The sequence below is a fragment of the Microbacterium sp. NPDC089320 genome (genome assembly GCF_040684875.1).
Classification (GTDB): domain Bacteria; phylum Actinomycetota; class Actinomycetes; order Actinomycetales; family Microbacteriaceae; genus Microbacterium.
Genome location: NZ_JBFBGY010000001.1, coordinates 578,745 through 596,588, shown reverse-complemented (window position 1 = coordinate 596,588; position 17,844 = coordinate 578,745). Strand labels below are relative to the sequence as shown.

The 17,844-nt window shown below is 69.4% G+C and carries 17 protein-coding genes; 4 read left to right on the top strand and 13 right to left on the bottom strand.

All coding sequences use genetic code 11. From position 1 onward, the window contains the following. Positions 1-38: 38 nt before the first annotated feature. The 3 genes from AB0N61_RS02970 to AB0N61_RS02960 are packed head-to-tail and all read right to left on the bottom strand — an operon-like array spanning position 39 to position 3,239. Complete coding sequence (locus AB0N61_RS02970) at positions 39-929, bottom strand: carbohydrate ABC transporter permease (protein ID WP_363361583.1); 891 nt, start codon at positions 927-929, stop codon at positions 39-41. After that, positions 926-1,963, bottom strand: a complete 1,038-nt coding sequence (locus tag AB0N61_RS02965) for a sugar ABC transporter permease (RefSeq protein ID WP_363361581.1) — start codon at positions 1,961-1,963, stop codon at positions 926-928. Before AB0N61_RS02965 ends, AB0N61_RS02970 begins: the two co-directional genes overlap by 4 nt. Then, complete coding sequence (locus tag AB0N61_RS02960; RefSeq protein ID WP_363361580.1) at positions 1,944-3,239, bottom strand: extracellular solute-binding protein; 1,296 nt, start codon at positions 3,237-3,239, stop codon at positions 1,944-1,946. Before AB0N61_RS02960 ends, AB0N61_RS02965 begins: the two co-directional genes overlap by 20 nt. A 163-nt stretch (positions 3,240-3,402) precedes the next feature. Between AB0N61_RS02960 and AB0N61_RS02955 the strand changes: the two genes are divergently transcribed. Then, a complete protein-coding gene (locus AB0N61_RS02955; RefSeq protein ID WP_363361578.1) occupies positions 3,403-4,401 on the top strand; it encodes a LacI family DNA-binding transcriptional regulator in 999 nt (332 codons plus the stop codon). Here AB0N61_RS02955 and AB0N61_RS02950 read toward each other — a convergent pair. From AB0N61_RS02950 to AB0N61_RS02925, 6 genes are all read right to left on the bottom strand, one after another. Further along, positions 4,379-5,212 carry a PaaX family transcriptional regulator C-terminal domain-containing protein gene (locus AB0N61_RS02950; protein WP_363361576.1) on the bottom strand — a complete coding sequence of 278 codons (834 nt, stop codon included), beginning with the start codon at positions 5,210-5,212 and terminating at the stop codon, positions 4,379-4,381. The two genes, AB0N61_RS02955 and AB0N61_RS02950, sit on opposite strands and share 23 nt — an antisense overlap. Continuing rightward, positions 5,202-6,467, bottom strand: coding sequence for an aminotransferase class V-fold PLP-dependent enzyme (locus tag AB0N61_RS02945; RefSeq protein WP_363361574.1), 1,266 nt, complete (start codon positions 6,465-6,467; stop codon positions 5,202-5,204). The genes AB0N61_RS02950 and AB0N61_RS02945 overlap by 11 nt, the downstream gene beginning before the upstream one ends. Position 6,468: 1 nt before the next feature. Beyond that, positions 6,469-7,464, bottom strand: a complete 996-nt coding sequence (locus tag AB0N61_RS02940) for a hydrolase (RefSeq protein WP_363361573.1) — start codon at positions 7,462-7,464, stop codon at positions 6,469-6,471. After that, on the bottom strand, positions 7,461-8,315 hold the full coding sequence (locus AB0N61_RS02935) for a tryptophan 2,3-dioxygenase family protein (RefSeq protein WP_363361571.1): 855 nt from the start codon (positions 8,313-8,315) through the stop codon (positions 7,461-7,463). The genes AB0N61_RS02940 and AB0N61_RS02935 overlap by 4 nt, the downstream gene beginning before the upstream one ends. Before the next feature lie 90 nt (positions 8,316-8,405). Then, positions 8,406-10,121 carry an amidase gene (locus AB0N61_RS02930; RefSeq protein WP_363361570.1) on the bottom strand — a complete coding sequence of 572 codons (1,716 nt, stop codon included), beginning with the start codon at positions 10,119-10,121 and terminating at the stop codon, positions 8,406-8,408. Continuing rightward, a complete protein-coding gene (locus tag AB0N61_RS02925; protein ID WP_167948922.1) occupies positions 10,118-11,158 on the bottom strand; it encodes an agmatine deiminase family protein in 1,041 nt (346 codons plus the stop codon). The genes AB0N61_RS02930 and AB0N61_RS02925 overlap by 4 nt, the downstream gene beginning before the upstream one ends. A 91-nt stretch (positions 11,159-11,249) precedes the next feature. Between AB0N61_RS02925 and AB0N61_RS02920 the strand changes: the two genes are divergently transcribed. Beyond that, positions 11,250-11,930 (top strand): TetR/AcrR family transcriptional regulator, encoded by a 681-nt coding sequence (locus AB0N61_RS02920; RefSeq protein WP_363361568.1) that lies wholly within the window; start codon positions 11,250-11,252, stop codon positions 11,928-11,930. 9 nt (positions 11,931-11,939) lie between these two features. Next, complete coding sequence (locus AB0N61_RS02915; protein WP_363361565.1) at positions 11,940-13,313, top strand: pyridoxal-dependent decarboxylase; 1,374 nt, start codon at positions 11,940-11,942, stop codon at positions 13,311-13,313. 18 nt (positions 13,314-13,331) lie between these two features. Here AB0N61_RS02915 and AB0N61_RS02910 read toward each other — a convergent pair whose 3' ends face one another. Together AB0N61_RS02910 and AB0N61_RS02905 are read right to left on the bottom strand one after the other, a co-directional pair. Further along, complete coding sequence (locus tag AB0N61_RS02910; RefSeq protein WP_363361563.1) at positions 13,332-14,387, bottom strand: alpha/beta hydrolase; 1,056 nt, start codon at positions 14,385-14,387, stop codon at positions 13,332-13,334. A 99-nt stretch (positions 14,388-14,486) separates the two neighbouring features. Continuing rightward, positions 14,487-15,014, bottom strand: a complete 528-nt coding sequence (locus tag AB0N61_RS02905) for a WHG domain-containing protein (RefSeq protein WP_363361562.1) — start codon at positions 15,012-15,014, stop codon at positions 14,487-14,489. Between the two features lie 82 nt (positions 15,015-15,096). On the opposite strand from AB0N61_RS02905, the gene AB0N61_RS02900 reads away from it, so the two are divergent. After that, entirely contained in the window at positions 15,097-15,807 is a 711-nt protein-coding gene (locus AB0N61_RS02900; RefSeq protein ID WP_167948927.1) for an MBL fold metallo-hydrolase, read from the top strand. Here AB0N61_RS02900 and AB0N61_RS02895 read toward each other — a convergent pair. Both AB0N61_RS02895 and AB0N61_RS02890 read right to left on the bottom strand, forming a co-directional pair. Continuing rightward, on the bottom strand, positions 15,804-16,355 hold the full coding sequence (locus AB0N61_RS02895) for an isochorismatase family protein (protein ID WP_363361561.1): 552 nt from the start codon (positions 16,353-16,355) through the stop codon (positions 15,804-15,806). The two genes, AB0N61_RS02900 and AB0N61_RS02895, sit on opposite strands and share 4 nt — an antisense overlap. Continuing rightward, positions 16,352-17,797 carry a cytosine permease gene (locus tag AB0N61_RS02890; protein ID WP_363361559.1) on the bottom strand — a complete coding sequence of 482 codons (1,446 nt, stop codon included), beginning with the start codon at positions 17,795-17,797 and terminating at the stop codon, positions 16,352-16,354. Before AB0N61_RS02890 ends, AB0N61_RS02895 begins: the two co-directional genes overlap by 4 nt. Positions 17,798-17,844: the final 47 nt, after the last annotated feature.

The window sequence follows — 17,844 nt, the reverse complement described above, 5'->3', positions numbered from 1 at the left end:
CGTTGTCGTCGACGTGGGGGGTCGCGACGGCGACGGCATCAGCCCTTGACGGCACCGGTCAGCCCTCCCACGATGCGCCGCTCGAACAGGCTGAAGAAGATCAGCGCCGGGATCATCGACAGCGAGGTGAAGGCGAGCACCTTCGCGGTGTCGACCGAATACTGCGAGGCGAACGACTGCACGCCGAGCGGCAGGGTGAACGCCGAGGCGTCGTTGAGGATGAACAGCGGCAGCAGGTAGCCGTTCCAGCTGCCGATGAAGGCGAGGATGCCCGTCGTGATCACTCCCGGGAGCGAGAGCGGCAGCACCATTCGCCAGAAGAACCCGATGCGACTGCAGCCGTCGATGAACGAGGCCTCCTCGATCTCGTCGGGGATCGCCCGAAGGAACGGCACGAGGATGATGATGGTCGTCGGGAGGGCGAAGGCGATCTGCGGCAGGATCACTCCGCCGAGCGAGTTCATCAGCCCGAGACTGCGCACCACGATGTACAGCGGCGTGATGGCCACGGTCAGCGGGAACATCAGGCCGGCGGCGAAGAAGGCGTAGAGCACGCCGCGGCCGGCGAACCGGTATCGCGCGAGGACGTAGGCCGCCATCAGCCCGAGGGCGACCGTGCCCGCGGTCGTCGCGAGGGCCACGATCGTCGAGTTGCCCACGAGTCGCCAGAACACGTCTCCGGTGAGCACGTCGAGGTAGTTCGACACCACCCACGGGTCGGGGAACCCCGACGGATCGGTCGTGATCTGCGCGTTCGTGCGGAACCCGCCGGTGATGATGTACGCGATGGGCGCGAGCATGAGCCCGACCGCGATCAGCGCGACGAAGTACACGGTCGGGTGCGCCCACGGCAGCGGGGGCTTGGCGCCGCGTCCCGCGCGTCCGAGACGGGCGGGACGTTGGGTGACGAGCACCGAGGTGGCGGTCATCGGACGTACTCCTTCTGTGGGGTGGCCTCTGCGGTGGCACCGGCGGTGGCGTCGGCGTCATCGGCGGCGACGCGCCGGCCGGCATCCCGCGACGCGCGCGACCGAGAGCCGCGCGTGCGACCGGACGCGCCGGTGAGTGCGCCGTCGGTGTCTTTGCGCAGCACCGCACGCTGATAGATGAGGGCGACCACGAGCGAGATCAGGAACAGGACGACGGCGACCGCGTTTCCGTAGCCGTAGTTGCCGGCGTTGCGGCCTTCGGAGACCATGTACGTCGCCATGGTTGAGGTGCCCGCGGTCGAGGCGATGTACTGCCCCCAGATGATGTAGACGAGGTCGAACAGCTGCAGCGAGCCGATGATCGACAGGAACGCCCAGATCCGCAGAGTCGGCGCCAGCAGCGGCAGAGTGATGCGCCACTGGATCTGCCAGAACGATGCGCCGTCGATCGCGGCAGCCTCGTGCAGCTCCTCGGGGATGCCCTGCAGGCCCGCCAGGAAGAGGATGACCGCGAAGCCGATGTACTTCCAGGTGATGATGACCATCAGCGTCCAGATCGCGATGTCCGGGTCGGACAGCCAGTCGGTCGCGAGGAACCCCAGCCCCATGTCGGTGAGCATGTCGTTGATCGCGCCGTTGGTCTGCAGCATCAGGCTCCACCCGGTGCCCACGACGACCTCGGAGATCACGTACGGCACGAAGATGAGCACGCGGATCAGCGACTGGCCCCGCATCTTGCGGTTGAGCAGCAGCGCGAGCAGGATCGCGACCGGACCCTGGAACACGAGCGAGAAGACCAGGATGAACCCGTTGTGGGCGAGCGCGTCGTGGAACAGCGGATCCTGGAGGATCGTGGCGTAGTTCTTCAACCCGACGAAGTCGGTGGGCGGGCCGTAGCCCTGCCAGCTGAAGAACCCGTAGTACGCCGCCATCACCACCGGGAAGATGACGAAGGCGAGGAACACGAGCAGGGCGGGCCCGGCCAGAAGGATCACTTCCAGCCGGGCACGCGTGTCACGCTTTCGCTGCGGCATCCTGCACAGCCTCGACGAGGTCCTCCGGGCTGCTGTTGCCGGCGAGCAGGTCGACCACGGCGACGTTCAGCGCGTTGCCCACGTTCTGGCCGTAGACGGTGTCGAGCCACTGGGTCGCGTAGGGAGCGGCGTTGTAGGCCTCGAGGATCGTCTGCAGGTAGGGCTCGGTGACGGCCTCCTGGGCGACCGTGTTGACCGGCGGAGCGTTGAACGCCTTGTAGTACGCGGTCTGCACGTCCGAGGTGCCGATGTAGTTCAGGAAGTCGACGCAGGCGTCGGGTGCGTCCACTGAGCACGAGTAGCCGTCGACGCCGCCCATCATCGAGCCCGGCTCTCCGTCTCCGCCCTCGACCTCGGGGAACGGGAACCAGCTGAGATCGGCCAGCGGCTTCTGGTCAGGGGTGAGCGAGCCGATGACCCCGGGGTTCCAGGCGCCCATGAGCTCCATCGCGGCCTGGTGGTTCGCGATGAGCCCCGCCGAGCTGCCCGCGCCCTGCTGTGCGGGAGTCGTGAGGAAGCCCGAGTTGAAGGGCTCGGTCTCGGCGAACGCCTGCAGGTCCTCGCCGGCGCGCACCCAGCACTCGTCACTGAAGTCCATCTCGTCCGCCGCGGCGGCGAGCGTGTCCGAGCTGCACTCGCGCAGTGCCAGCCAGTAGTACCAGTGCGCCGCGGGCCAGGCGTCCTTGGCGCCGAGTGCGATCGGGTCGATGCCGGCGCTCTTGAGCGCTTCGGTGGTGGCCTCGAGCTCGTCGAGGGTGGTCGGGTTCTCGGTGATCCCTGCCTGGTCGAAGAGATCCTGGCTGTAGAAGAGCCCGCCGGGAAGCACGGCGACGGGCATGGCGTAGATCTTGCCGTCGAGGCTGTTCGCCGAGTACGAGGCGTCGGGGATCTCCTCCGCCGCCGGGCCCGCGATCGCGTCGGTGAGGTCCTTGAGCTGGCCGGCCTTGACCATCGCGGCCATCTTGCCGCCGCCGCGCTGCAGGAAGATGTCGGGCGCGTCTCCGGAGTTGAGGGCCGTCTGCAGCTTGCCGTCGAGATCCTCGTTCTGGATCGACTGGATGTCGATCGTGACGCCCGGATTGTCCTTCTCGAAGTCGGCGACCGTCTGTTCCCAGAACTCCACGCCGGGACCGGTCGTCGAGTTGTGCCACAGGGTCATGCTGGTGTCGCCGCCGTCGCCGGAGCCTGACGAGTCTGCGGTGCAGCCCGAGAGCGCGAGCGCTCCGACGGCCAGGACGGTGACCGCGGAGGCGAGGGGGAGCCTTCTGCTGTTCATGTGATCGTTCTCCTCATCGAGTTGCGCGCCGCGTCGCTGCGGGGCGCCTGCGGACACTCTGGCGAGACCGCAGTGGCATGAGTCTCCATCCGGGGCGCATCGTCGTCAAACGTTTTCGAAAACAGTTTCCACGCGCGATCGCGACGGACTACGCTGGCCTCTCATGGGGGCACGGACGACGATCCATGACGTGGCCAGAGCGGCGGGCGTATCGGTGTCGACCGTCTCGAAGGCGGTGAACGGCCGATACGGCATCGCGGATGCCACCGTGCAGCGGGTCCTCGACGCGGTGAAGGAGCTCGGCTACGAGTCGAGCCTCGTCGCGAGCAGCATGCGCGCGCGACGCACCGGCGTGATCGGCGTGCTGCTGGCGGACTTCGAGCCCTTCAGTGCCGAGATCCTGAAGGGCGTGGGGTCGGCCGTGCACGACACGGCGTTCGATCTGCTCGCCTACAGCGGCTCGAACCTCGGCGCGGGCGACGGATGGGAGCGACGGTCGCTGAGCAGACTCTCCGGCACGCTGATCGACGCCGCCATCATGGTCACGCCGACGGTCGTCAGCGCCGGCACCGAGATCCCCGTGGTCGCGATCGACCCGCACACGGGGCGGGCGGACCTGCCCACGGTGGAGTCGGACAGCTTCGGGGGCGCGCTCGTCGCGACCAGGCACCTGATCGAACTGGGCCACCGCCGCATCGGCTTCCTCGCCGGCCGCCCCGATCTGCGCTCGGCAGGGCTTCGCGACGCCGGCTACCGCCGGGCTCTGTCGGACGCGGGGATCCCTCTCGACCCGTCGCTCATCGGCATCGGCCGCTACGAGCTGGATGCGACCAGGGAGTCGGCACGGATCATGCTGAGCGGCGACTCGCGTCCGACGGCGATCTTCGCCGCGAACGATCTCTCCGCGATCGCGGTGATCGACGTCGCCCACGAACTCGGACTGCGGGTGCCCGACGACCTGTCCGTGATCGGATTCGACGACGTGCCGGAGGCCACACGGAGGGCGTTGCCGCTCACGACGATCCAGCAGCCGATGCGCCGACTCGGAGCGGTCGCGGCCGACATGGTGTTCACACTGCTCGCGGGGCAGGAGATCGACGAGATGCACGTGATCCTGCCGACGCGGCTGGTGGTGCGGGCTACGACCGCCCCGCCGAGGTGACCTCGCGCACGCGCTGCCAGGCGGCATCCGACAGCTCGGTGGACAGTCTGTGGAACTCCGCCGCGCTGCGCCGCCCTGGCCAGTCCGCAGGCAGCATCGACGGGGGCAGCCCCGGATCCACGTAGGGCAGCACGCGCCAGCGGTCGAAGAGCTGCACGTACGCGGCGAACGGGGCGGCAGGCAGCGTCGTGAGCGAGGCCTGGAATCCGAGGTGCTCGGCGCGCAGCGACTCGAGGTCCCACCAGTCGGCGGCAGCCTCGGGCAGTGAGCGTGCCGTGGTCGGAGTGCCGGCCGGGAACAGCGTCACCCACGCGCTCGCGTCGAGATCGTCGACGATCTCCTGCACCTCGCCCTGCAGGTGCCCGGGGCAGATCCACAGGGCGGGAGAGACCACGCCGGCTCCGATCCAGTGCAGGCGGCGGCGAAGCTGGTGACGCGTGGCGCGCGCGCTCTCGGGCATCGAGAACGAGATCAGGCACCAGCTGTCGGCATCCGTCATCTCGCGCATCTCGAAGATGCGCCGATCGCCGCGCTCGAGCATCGCCGCGGCATCCGGATTCAGCAGATATCCGACCGCGTGCCTGCGCTCGGCGAGCAGCAGTCCCTTCTGCTTGAGGCGGGTGACGCCGGTGCGTGCCTGCGCCGTGGGGATCCCCAGATCGCCGGCGAGCGCGACGAGGTCGGCCGTCGAGATCCAGCCCCCGAGCGGTCGCAGATACAGCCCGACCAGAGTGCGCAGCAGGGAGGCGGTGCTGCCGGGGCGGGCGTCGATGTCGTCGAGCACCGACCCGACGCCGAGCTCAGCGGTCATGCGACTCCAGCACGTCGCGCACAGCGAGGACGCCGGTGAGCGTCTCGACATGCGAGGTGCTGAGAGGGGAGAGTCCCAGGCGGATGCCGTCGGGGAAGCGGAAGTCCGGGATGATGCCGTCGGCCCAGAGCCGCTGCGTCACCGTGCGGAAGTCGGGATGACCGATGGTCACGTGGCTTCCGCGCTGGGCGGCGTCGCGGGTGCTCAGCAGGCGCACGCCGAGCGGAGCGAGCAGCTCGTCGTGGGCGCGGACCGCGAAATCGGTGAGCGACAGCGACTTCTCTCGGATCGCCTCGACCGACGCCTGCTCGATGAGGTCGAGCATGCCCTGCATCGCGAGCATCGAGGTGATCGGGGGAGTTCCGCTGAGCAGCTGACGGATGTCCCCGGCCGGCACGTACTGCGGGCCCATCTCGAAGATATCGGCCGCGCTCCACCATCCCTGTATCGGCTGCCGCAGCACGCCCTGGTGCTCGCGCCGCAGATAGGCGAATGCGGGGGAACCCGGACCGCCGTTGAGGTACTTGTACGTGCATCCGACGGCCATGTCGACGCCCCAGGCGTCGAGCTGCATCGGGATCACCCCGGCCGAGTGGCAGAGGTCCCACATCATCAGCGCGCCGACCTCGTGGACGGCGGCGGTGATGCCCGGCATGTCGGCGAGAGCGCCGGAGCGGTAATCGACGTGGCTGAGCGACACGAGCGCCGTCTTCGCCGAGATCGCGGCGACCACATCGGCGACCTGCACCCCGAGCACCGGATCGGGCTCGATCCATCGCACGGTCATGCCGGTCTCGGCGGCGACGCCCTCGGCCATGAACCGGTCGGTCGGGAAGTTGCCTGCCTCGATGACGAGTTCGGTGCGCGACGGGTCGGCGGACGCGGCCGCGCGCATCAGCTTGTAGATCAGCACGCTCGTCGAGTCGGCCACGACGGTCTGGCCTGCGTCGGCGCCGAGCGTGACGCGCCCGATGCGGTCACCGAGTTCCATCGGCAGGGCCATCCACTGCTCGTCCCACGACCGGATCAGGCGGGAGCCCCAGTCCTCGCGCACGAACGTGGCGAGCTTCTCGGGTGTGTCCTTGAGCGGACGGCCGAGCGAGTTGCCGTCGAGGTATGCGCCGACGCCCGGTGCGTCCGCGAAGGCCGCGAGATGGGCGTGCAGCGGGTCGGCGGCGTCGAGGGCATGTGCAAGGTCGAGCAGGGTGCTGTCGGCGCGAGGAGTGGCGGTCGCGGTCGCGGGTGAGTCGGTCATGTCAAGCCTTCAGATCAGCGCTGGTCAGCGGGCGGGCGAGTGTCGGGTCGGCGTCGGTGCCGGGGAGTCTGAGGAGGAGTGCGGAGGAGTCGAGGGGGTTCTGCGGGGCGAACGCGCGCAGCAGGTCGACGCCTTCCATGCCGGCGTCGCGCAGGGCCGCGAGCTCGGCCGGATTGAGACCCACAGGTGTCGGGCCGTTGCCCATGTCGGTGCCGTAGAGCACGGTTCCGCCGGCTGAGCGGAAGCGGCGCACGTTGTCGACGGCGATGGACCGCTCCTCGCTGCCGGCGTCGTGGATCGACAGGGTCGAGACCCAGGCGACGGATGCGGCCTGCACGTCGATCTCGTCATCGTCGAGGCGCTCGGAGAACGGAGCGTGGGCGAGTCGGGCGGCCCCGAGGCGAGCGGCGCGCTGCGCCTGACCCGCTCCCTCGGCATGGGCGACGACGGGGAGTCCGCGGGCCGAGGCGGCGGCGACGATCGCGCGGAAGAGAGCGTCGTCGAAGACGGGGCCAGCGGTCGCGTTGCTGGCCACCTTGATGCAGGATGCTCCCGCATCCGCCATCTCGGTGACAGCCGCGTGCGCCGCTTCTGCGCTCGCGATCTCGCGGAAGGATCCCGCCGGGGCCCAGTCGCGGTCGCTCGGGTAGCCGCCGACGGGTGTCAGGAAGGCGCCCGCGAAGTCGACGATGACGGCGTGCGGGGGCGGATCTGCGGATGCGTTTCTGGCCTCGCCCAGCTTCGCCGAGAGCGCGGCGACGACGGACGGGGTCGCGCCGAGGTCGACGACGCGACCCAGCGTCGACTCCTGCAGGAGCAGATGATCCACGAGCTGCAGGTGCACGTGGTGATCGGTGAAGCCTCCGATGATCACGCCGTCGAGGCGGGGCAGATCTGCGGCGGGTGGCGCGTCGCGAAGCAGCATCCGCTCGCCGTCGAGGTCGATGATGCCGTCACGCCATCCCTCGCCGTCGAAGAAGGTCGCCGCGTGCATCATCCGCCGATCTCGGTGCGCACGGTGTAGAGCTCGGGGAAGAACGTCAGGTCGAGGGCGCGCTGCAGGAACCCGACCCCGCTCGAGCCGCCGGTGCCGACCTTCATGCCGATCGTGCGGGCGACCGTCTTGAGGTGGCGGAAGCGCCAGAACTGGAAGTTGTCCTCGAGGTCGACGAGGTCTTCGCAGGCTTCGTAGAGGTCCCAGTGCTGCTGGTGGTTCTGGTAGATCTCGCGGATCGCCGGCACGAGCGCCGGTGTCTCGCGGTAGGGGAGTCGCACGTCGCGGTCGAGGATCTCGGCGGGGATCGGCAATCCCCGGCGCGAGGCGTAGCGCAGGAACTCGTCATAGAGCGTGGGCTTGTGCCACTCGGCGGTGAGCAGTGCGAGGTTGGCGGGGTGATCGCTGAAGACGCTCAGCATCTTCTCGTTCTTGTTGCCCAGTGCGAACTCGACGGCGCGGTACTGCACCGACTGGAAGCCGGACGAGTTGCCCAGCGCGCCGCGGAACTGCGCGTATTCGGTGGGGGTGAGCGTCGCGAGGATCGCCCACTGCTGGGTCATGACGTCCTGGATGCGCTTGACGCGAGCGACCCGCTTCAGCGCCTCGCGCAGGTCGTCGCTCGCGAGCAGCTCTCGGGCGGACGACAGCTCGTGCAGCAGCTGCTTGAGCCAGAGTTCCGTGGTCTGGTGCTGGATGATGAACAGCAGCTCATCGTGGTGCTCGGGCACGCTGACCGGGTGCTGTGCGGTGAGCAGCTGGTCGAGTGACAGATACGACCCGTACGTCATGCGCCCGGACAGATCGGTGACGATGCCGGCCTCGAGCTCGCGCTCGTTCTTCTCGGTGGTCATGGGTCGCTTCCTGTCGTGATGGACAGGAAGAACATATAACAATCGTGTCGGGCGTCACAATAGTGAAATGTCCCACCCGGGTCGGCGAGGTCAGAGCGCCGGTGTCCTCGGCGGCGGGGTGCGGCGCTCGCCCGGTGCGCCGATCGCTTCGAACCCGGCGGCGAGACGCAGCAGCGCCGTGTCGTCGTAGGAGCGACCCACGAACGTCAGGCCGATCGGCATGCCGATGTCGGCCATGAGTCCCATCGGCACCGTCACGGTCGGGATGCCGAGGTGGCGCACGGTCAGGTTGCCGTTGGCGATCCAGGTGCCGTTGCGCCAGCCGAGATCGGCGGACGCCTCGTCCACATCCATGTCAGCGGGCCCCACGTCGGCGACGGCCGGGAACACGACGGCATCGAGTTCGTGCTCGTCCATCCACTCCTCGAGGTCGATGCGACGGGTCTCCTCCAGGCCGCGCAGGCCGTCGGCGAGCTCGGGCATGTCCTCGAATCCGACACCCGGGTTGTCGCGCACCCACTCGGGATATTCGGCGATGTCGTCATCGAAGCCGGTGTAGCGGTCGGGAAGTGCGCCCTCCGGATGCGGGAAGATCGTCGCTCCGTCGACGGCGGCGAGTGTGTGCAGTCGGGGGTCGCCGTTCGCCTGCAGGAAGTCCTCCCACCCCCACGCCGACAGGTCGACGATCTCGCGTCGCAGATACTCCGGCGACACGAGACCGCGCGTCGCGATGGTGGGTGCACCCGGTCGGTCGCCCTCGTAGTTCGACACCACGGGAAAGTCGACCTCGACCACGGTCGCGCCTGCGGACTTGAGGTCGCGTCGTGCGGACTCCCAGCGCTCGATCACCGAGGCGCGCGTCTCGATGCGCTGCCCTGTGGGGCCGCCGATGCCCGGTTCAGCCGCGGTGCCGGCATCCGGATCCGCGTTGATGTACATGCGGGGGATGCCGATGCGGATGCCGCGCAGAGCTGCCGACGCGTCGTCGGAGAGCGCGGGGTAGGAGTCGGGGCGAATCTCTGACGACTGCGGCAGCGACACCCAGGGCTGGGCGCGCCAGAAGTCACCGCGCGTCTCGGCGTCGTCGGCGACGATCACGTCGAGCACCTCGAGCAGGTCGGCCATGGTGCGCGCGTGCGGCACGACGACATCCATGGTCGGCACGAGCGGCCAGTTGCCGCGGGTCGAGATCACGCCGCGCGAAGGCGTATAGGCGCACAGGGCGTTGTTCGTGGCGGGCCCGCGGCCGCTCGACCAGGTCTCCTCGCCCAGGCCGAACGCTCCGAAGCTCGCGGCCGTCGCGGTCCCCGAGCCGTTCGACGACCCCGAGGCGAAGGGCGCGGTGAGGTAGTCGGCGTTGTACGGACTCTCGGCCCGGCCGTACACCCCTCGCTGCATGCCCCCGTTCGCCATCGGGGGCATGTTCGTGAGCCCGAGGCAGATCGCGCCGCCAGCCCGCAGACGTTCGATCGTGAACGCGTCGCGCTGCGCGATGAGGCTCGCGAAGGCGGGGCTGCCGGCGGCGGCGGTCAGCCCGCGCACCAGGTAGCTGTCCTTCGCGGTGTACGGGATGCCGTCGAGCGGCCCGAGGGTCTCGCCGCGGGCCCGCCGCTCGTCCGATGCCTCGGCCTCGGCGCGCGCCTCGGGGTTCGTGACGACGATCGCGTTCAGGGCCGTGTCCGTGTCGGGGCCGTCGTACGCGGCGATGCGCGCGAGGTACGCGTCGACGAGCTCGACGGCCGTCGCCTCGCCCGTCTCGAGCGCTCGCCGCAGCTCGGCGATGGAGGCCTCGACCACGTCGATCATGCGACCACCCCCACGCTCGGCTGCTGCTGGGTGATGCAGTGGATGCCACCCCCGCGATCGAACAGCGGGCGTGCGTCGACGGTGACGACCCGGCGGCCCGGATAGACGTCGGAGAGGATCGCCCTCGCGGCGGCGTCCGCCTTGTCGTCGCCGAACCCGCACGCGACGACGCCGTCGTTGGTGACCAGATGGTTGACGTAGCTCCAGTCGACGAAGCCTTCGTCGTCACGCAGGGTGGCGGGCGCGGGGATGTCGACGATCTCGAAGCGACGACCGGCGGCATCCGTCTGCTCGCTCAGATGGGCGCGGAGCGCGCGGGTGACGTCGTGGTCGGGGTGCGCGGGATCGCGCTGGTCGTGCAGCAGCAGCCGACCGGGGGAGACGATCGTCGCGACGATGTCGACGTGGCCGTTCGTGCCGAAGTCGTCGTAGTCGCGGGTGAGGCCGCGGGGGAGCCACACCGCCGTGGAGGCGCCGAGAGTGCGGGCCATCTCGGCTTCGACGCGCGCCTTGTCGGCGTAGGGATTGCGGCGAGGATCGAGCTGCACGGTGTCGGTGAGCAGCACGGTGCCCTCGCCGTCGACGTGGATTCCGCCACCCTCGTTCACGAGGGTCGAGCTCACGAGCTCGGCCCCGACGGCGCCCGCGATGACGCGCGCGTGCTGCGCCGCCTTCTGCCACTGCGCCCATGCGGGCGCGCCCCACCCGTTGAAGATCCAGTCGACCGCGCCGAGCACGCCGGGACGCTCGTCGTCGATCACGAAGGTCGGACCGGAATCCCGCATCCAGAACTCGTCGACCGGCGCCTCGACGATGTCGATCGCGCTGCTGAGCATTCGCCGCGCACGCGCGACCTCGGCAGGGTCGACGATCATCGTGACCGGCTCGAACTCGGAGACGGCATGGGCCACGGCTGTCCAGGTCGCATAGCCCTCGTCGCGCTCGGCCGCGGTCTCGCCGAGCGTCGGCCCCTCGGCGGGGAACGCCATCCAGGTGCGGTCGTGCGGTGCGGTCTCGGCGGGCATGTGCCAGGCCATGATTGTCTCCCTCGCTGCTGATCGCGACCTCGGGAACGAGAGTCGCCGTCGCTATTGAACACGCGATCAACGAGTGATACGGTAGCCCGTGATGGAGACCACGTCAAGAGCCGCAGCCCCGCGCCGGCTGCCGCCGGAAGAGCGCGAACGCTCGATCGTCGACGGCGCCGTGTCGCTCGCGGCCGAGAGCGGTCTCGAGGCTCTCACCGTGCGCGCCGTCGCCGCGCGGGTCGGCGTCACTCCGGCTCTCGTCGCCCACTACAGGCCTGTGATGGAGTCGTTCGTCGCCGAGGTCTTCACCGCGATCGTCGCGGCCGAGCGCGAAGAGGTGATCGGCTCGTACGATCCCGCCGTCGACCTGCGCACGAACCTGCTGCGACTCATCGAGACGCTGCTCGACGACTCCCGCGACGACGTGGCGATGGTGTGGGTGCAGTCGTGGGCGCTCGGCACCCGCAACGAGGCTCTCGGTGCCCGGGTCCGCGCCGAGATGGACCTCTGGCACAGTGCCCTCGAAGACCTCATCGCCCGGGCGATCGCCGAAGACCCTGCACTGCGGGTCGACCCCGGCTCGTCGGCGTGGATGCTGCTCGCCATGGTCGACGGCATGAGCGCCCACTCGCTCGTCCACTGGGCGCCGCGTGATCGAGCGGCCCTCGCTCGACGCACGCTCACCGCCGTGCTCGACGTCCCGGCGACAGAAGCTTCCACGACAGAAGCTCCCGCGCCGGGCGCTTCACAGCTTGCACAGCCCGCAGAAAACCTCAGATAAGGACAGCTCATGGGAGCAGAACGCATGCACGCGGCCTCGGCCGAATCGACGGCGATCGTCGACGCGGTGCTCGACTATTCGCGACGGCGGATGCTCGCGGCCGACGTGCCGCTCGACAAGCCCCAGTCGCCGGCCGAGCTCGATCGTCTGGTCGGCAGGACGATCACCGACGCGGGTCTCGGTTCGCAGCGTGCGCTCAGCGTGTTCGAGCACATCCTCGCCCCGGCCTGCCTCACGACGAGCCACCCCGCGTACCTGTCGTTCATCCCGACCGCGCCGACCATCGCGTCGATCGCGTTCGACCTCGTCGTGTCGGCATCCGGCCTCTATGGCGGCAGCTGGCTCGAGGGCGCAGGCGCCGTGCATGCCGAGAACGAGGTGCTGTCGTTCCTCGCCTCCGAGTTCGGCCTCCCCGACACCGCGGGCGGCGTGTTCGTGCAGGGCGGCACGATCGGCAACCTGTCGGCTCTCGTCGCGGCACGCGAGGCGGCGAAGGCCAAGCTGCTCGACGCAGGCAAGCAGCTCCCTCGTCGCTGGAAGATCGTGTGCAGCGTCGAGGCGCACTCCTCGAACAAGTCGGCGGCGAAGGTCATGGATGCTGACGTGCTGCTCGTGCCCGCCGGCGACGACGGCGTGCTGCGGGCGGACGCGGTGCGCGCGGCGCTCGCCGAGCACGGCGATGAGATCTGCGCGGTGGTCGCCACCGGCGGCTCGACCAACTTCGGCATCGTCGACGACATCGCCGGCATCGCGGCACTGAAAGACGAGTTCGACTTCTGGCTGCACATCGACGGCGCGTATGGGCTGACGGCGATGCTGGCACCCGAGGCCCGGGGCGTCTTCGCCGGAGTGGAGCGCGCCGACTCGGTGATCGTCGACCCGCACAAGTGGCTGTTCGCCCCCTTCGACTGCTGCGCCCTGATCTACCGCGACCCCGATGCAGGCCGGCGCGCCCACACCCAGCACGCCGAATACCTCGACACCCTGACCGACGCGGGCGACTTCAGCCCGTCGGACTACTCGATCCAGCTCACCCGCCGCCCGCGCGGGCTGCCGCTGTGGTTCTCGCTCGCGACCTACGGGGTGGCCGCCTATCGCGATGCCGTGAGTGCGACGCTCGCTCTGACGCAGCGCATCGCCGCCGAGATCGCCGCGCGGCCAGAGCTCCGTCTCGTGCGCGACCCGCAACTCTCCGTCGTCGTGTTCGAACGAGAGGGCTGGGATCGCGGCGACTACGACCGCTGGTCCGACGAGCTCCTCGACTCGCAGCGCGCGTTCGTCGTGCCGAGCTCGCACGGGGGTCGGCCGAACACCCGCTTCGCGATCCTCAACCCGCTCACCACCTTCGACGGCCTCGTGGGCATCCTCGACACGATGAAGTAGCCAGGAACCGCGCACCGCTCAGCGCGCGGTGTGCGCGTCGAGGAACTCGACGGTCTTCTGCAGGGCCGTCTGGGCGTCCGGCAGGTCGAGATGGAACTGGTACTCGTGCGGCAGCTCGGGCTCGTGGGGCGCCGGCCAGAAGAGCGTGGTCACATCGACGCCGAGCGCATCGAGGCGCTGCGCCATCGGGATCGACTGCAGCCAGGTGAGGCCGTCGCCGTTGCCGCCCGAGATGTAGGTCGTCGGGAAGTCCTCCGTGACCCAGTCGATCGTCGACATCGTGGATCCGGTCGCGCCCTCCGCCCAGGTCTTGGTGCCCGAGTACGCCCACATCGAGGTCTTCAGTCCCCATCCGACGAGGCCGTCGAGTTCGGCGAGGGCGGCGAGGTCGTACACACCGCAGTTCAGCACGGTCGCGACCACCTGCTCGGCCTCGAGCGCCGGGGTGATGCCCATGATCTCGGCGTAGTCGGGGCTCGTCATCAGCGTCGCCATCTGGCTGGCCAGCTGCGCTCCGGCGGAGTCGCCGGCGAGCACGATCCGGGTCGGGTCGACGCCGAGCTCCTCGGCGTGTGCGTCGACGTAGGCGAGCGCGTCGTTGAGCTGATCGACCGCGAGTGGATACACGCCCTCGGGCCCGATCGTGTAGTTCACGGCGATCGTCGTGTATCCCTCGGCCGCGAGGATGCGCATGTACGGATCGACGTTCTCCTTCGACCCCGAGATCCAGGCGCCGCCGTGAATCCAGACCACCGTTGGGAGCGGCCCGGAAGCGGATGCCGGCGTGAAGACGTCCATCGTGGTGTCGGCGCCTCCCTCCGCGTACGCGACGTCGAGCTGCTCGGTGAGCTCGGTGTCCGGCACGTGCTTGTCCATCTCGGCCGCGGTCTCGTCGCCGCCTTTCGTGAACACCGAGCGGATGACCATCGCCGACGGCCAGGGAGTGAGTGCGCCGATGATCACCACCACCCCGACGACGATCAGGACCAGCGCCACCGCCACCTTCGTGCGATGCCACGGGCGACGAGCCGCGGTCGGGTGGCTCGATTCGTCATCATGCGCGCTCGCGGTCATGGAAACCCCTCTCCGCGCATCATCTTGGCAGTATTCCGGTTGCGCTCGGGAATGGCGCGTGCCGAGCTCAGGGTCACCGCACCGCCCGAGCAGCCGAGTTCACGAGGAGGTCAGCCCCGCGAGGATGCGGCCCATGCCGTACTCGAACGCCTCGTCGACGTCGCCGCCCAGGCGGAAGGCTCCGGCGAGTTCCATCTGCAGGAACCCTGTCGCCCACGCGGTGAAGAGCCGAGCCGCGTCGAGCGCCCGTTCCGCTCCCACGAGCTCGGTGCAGGAGCGCAGCACCGGGGCGGACGCCCGGTGTAGGGCGTCTTCCGGTGCCGAGGCGGTGAAGAGCAGGCGGAATGCTTCGGAATGCTGGTGCGCGAAGGCCCGGTATGCGGCGGCGAGGAGCGGGAGGTCGTCGCCCGCTGCGTCGAGCCTGACCGTCAGCGCGTCGGCCGAGGCCGCGGCCACCGCTGACAGCAGAGCGTCCCGATCGCGGATCCGCTTGTACAGGGACGGTGCCCGCACGCCCACCCGCTCGGCGACCGCCTGCATGGTGAGTCCCGCGGGTCCGGCCGACTCGAGGATCTCTCGGCCGGCGTCGACGATGGCCGTCAGCGAGGTTCGTTCAGGCGTCGGCATCGGGGTCTCCCTCATGGCTATTGACAGTAGCTATGATCGCTACGTAGTGTAGCCATCGTAGACCACCGCGAAGGGAACGGCCATGAAGCTCGCACCACACCTGCACCGACTGGGCAACGACGTCGTCGCGTCATACCTCGTCGATCTGCCCGAGGGGATCACGCTCGTCGACGCGGGACTGCCCGGCCACTGGAGCGACCTGCAGCGCACGCTCGCGGAACTCGGGCGTCCGCTCTCCGACATCCGTGGCCTTGTGCTCACCCACGGAGACAGCGACCACATCGGCTTCGCCGAGCGACTGCGCAGCGAAGCCGGCGTGCCCGTCTTCATCCACAGCGCCGATGCGCACCGGGTGCGCACGGGTGAGAAGCCGAAGACTCCGATGGGGCCGGCACGCATCGGTCCGATGCTCGGTTTCCTCGCCTACGGACTGCGCAAGAGCGCGCTGCGCACGCGCCACGTCACCGACGTCGTGACCGTCGATGACGGCCAGGTGCTCGACCTGCCCGGCTCGCCGGTCGTCATCGGGATGCCGGGACACTCGCCCGGCAGCATCGCGGTGCACATCCCCGCCGCGGACGCGGTGTTCGTCGGTGATGCGCTCACCACGCGCCATGTGTTGACGGGGCAGGTGGGCCCTCAGCCCGCGCCCTTCACGGATGAGCCGACCGAAGCCATCGCCTCTCTCGACAGGCTCGCCGCCGTGTCGGCATCCTGGGTGCTGCCCGGGCACGGAGCCCCGTGGCGCGGATCGCCCGCCGACATCGTGGCCGCCGTGCGCGCGGGGGCCTAGCGCCCCGACACCACCGAGGCGGTGTCGCTGACCGTGATCTGCGGCGGGTAGAGACCCATCACCTGCATCGCCGCCGCGTGATTCTCCGCCGTCGAGCCCGCGCAGGCATCGGCGGCCACGGTGACGTGCGCCCCGGCATCCGCTGCGGCCAGGGCTGTCGAGATGACGCAGCAGTCGGTCGCGACGCCCGCCAGTACGACGTGCGCCCCGTGACCCACGATCGCTTCGATCTCGGCACCCCACTTGCCGAACGTCGGCAGATCGAGCGTCGGATGCGGCGACAGACCGGCCGCGTCGGGCACGAGGTCGAACAGCGGATCGGTCGCCGGCCGGTCGGCGAACGGCCACGCGTCGAAGTAGGCACCCCACGCGGTCGATCGATCGGCCGTCGGCACCCAGCGGGTCACGATCGCGCGATCGCCGAAGGCCTCGGCGAGTTGCCGGATCCGAGGCATGGTCTCGGCGAAGAACGGCGAGCCCCACGCCGAGTCGGGCGACGCGAAGATCGTCTGCGGGTCGATCACGACCAGCCAGGGGCCGTCGCTCATGCCGAGGCTTCCTGCGCGCGGATCCTCCCGGCCCGGGCGAACCAGGTCACGACGAACGACAGCACGAGGGCGAAGAAGACTCCGAGGTTGGCGTAGGCCCAGTCGCCGTCCACACCGCCGACGAGACCGAGCAGGTAGCCCTGCCAGTTGTTCCACGGCGCGGCATCCGCGAATCCGTTGAGCACGAAGCCCCACCCGATCACGCTCGCGACCACCATGGTGCCGATCGACGTCCAGTCCCACGCGCCGTAGCGGCCGCGGCTGTCGAACAGCGCCTGCTCGTCGTAGTCCTTCCTGCGGCGCAGGATGTCGGCGATCAGGATGCCCGCCCACGAGGCCAGCGGCACCCCCAGTGTGATGAGGAAGCTCTGGAACGGACCGAGGAAGTCGGTGGCGAAGAACACGACGTAGATCGTGCCGAGAGTCAGGATCACGCCGTCGATCGCCGCAGCAGTCGGACGGGGGATGCGGATGCCGAGGCTCAGCAGCGTGAGGCCGGAGGAGTAGATGCCCAGGACCGCACCCGACACGAGGGCCAGCACCGCGGTGAGCAGGAACGGCACGAGCACCCAGATGGGCAGGATCGTCGCGAGGGCGCCGATGGGGTCGGCGGCGATCGCCGCGCTGAGCTCGTCGTCGGACCCCGCGAGCAGCAGACCGAAGATGACGAGGATCACGGGGGCGACCGAGCCGCCGATCGTGTTCCACAGGACGATCGCCCCATCGGATGCCGAGCGCTTCTGATAGCGCGACCAGTCGGCGGCGATGTTGATCCAGCCCAGGCCGAAGCCGGTCATGACCATGACCAGCGCGCCCGTGACCTGGCCGATCCCGCCGTCAGGGCGCGCCAGGACGGCGGCGAGGTCGATGCTGGGGGCGGCGAGGACGATGTAGACCACCGTCACGATGCCCGTGAGCCACGTGAGCACCGACTGCAGCTTCATGATCGTGTGATAGCCGAGCACTGACGCGGCGACGATCAGCGCGGCGACGATCACGGTGGCGGTGATCTTGAGCGCGATGCTGTCGCCGTCGCCGCCGAGCTGCGTGATGACGGTGGCCGTCGCGAGCACGGCCATGATCGCGAGGAACGTCTCCCAGCCGATCGAGGTCAACCACGAGACGATGCCCGGCACCTTCTGCCCCTGCACGCCGAAGGCGGCCCGCGAGAGGACCATGGTCGGCGCCGATCCGCGCTTGCCGGCGATCGCGATCAGCCCGCACAGCAGGAACGACACGACGATGCCGACGATCGACACGATGGTCGCCTGCCAGAACGAGATGCCGAAGCCCAGCACGAACGATCCGTACGACATGCCGAACACCGACACGTTGGCCGCGAACCACGGCCAGAAGAGATCGCTCGGCTTCGCCGTGCGCTCGGATTCGGGGATGATCTCGATGCCCGCGCGCTCGATGAGAGCAGGCTTGATGTCCGTCATGCCATCATCCTGGCACTGCGCGAGGCCCGCGGGCGCGCTGGCGGTCG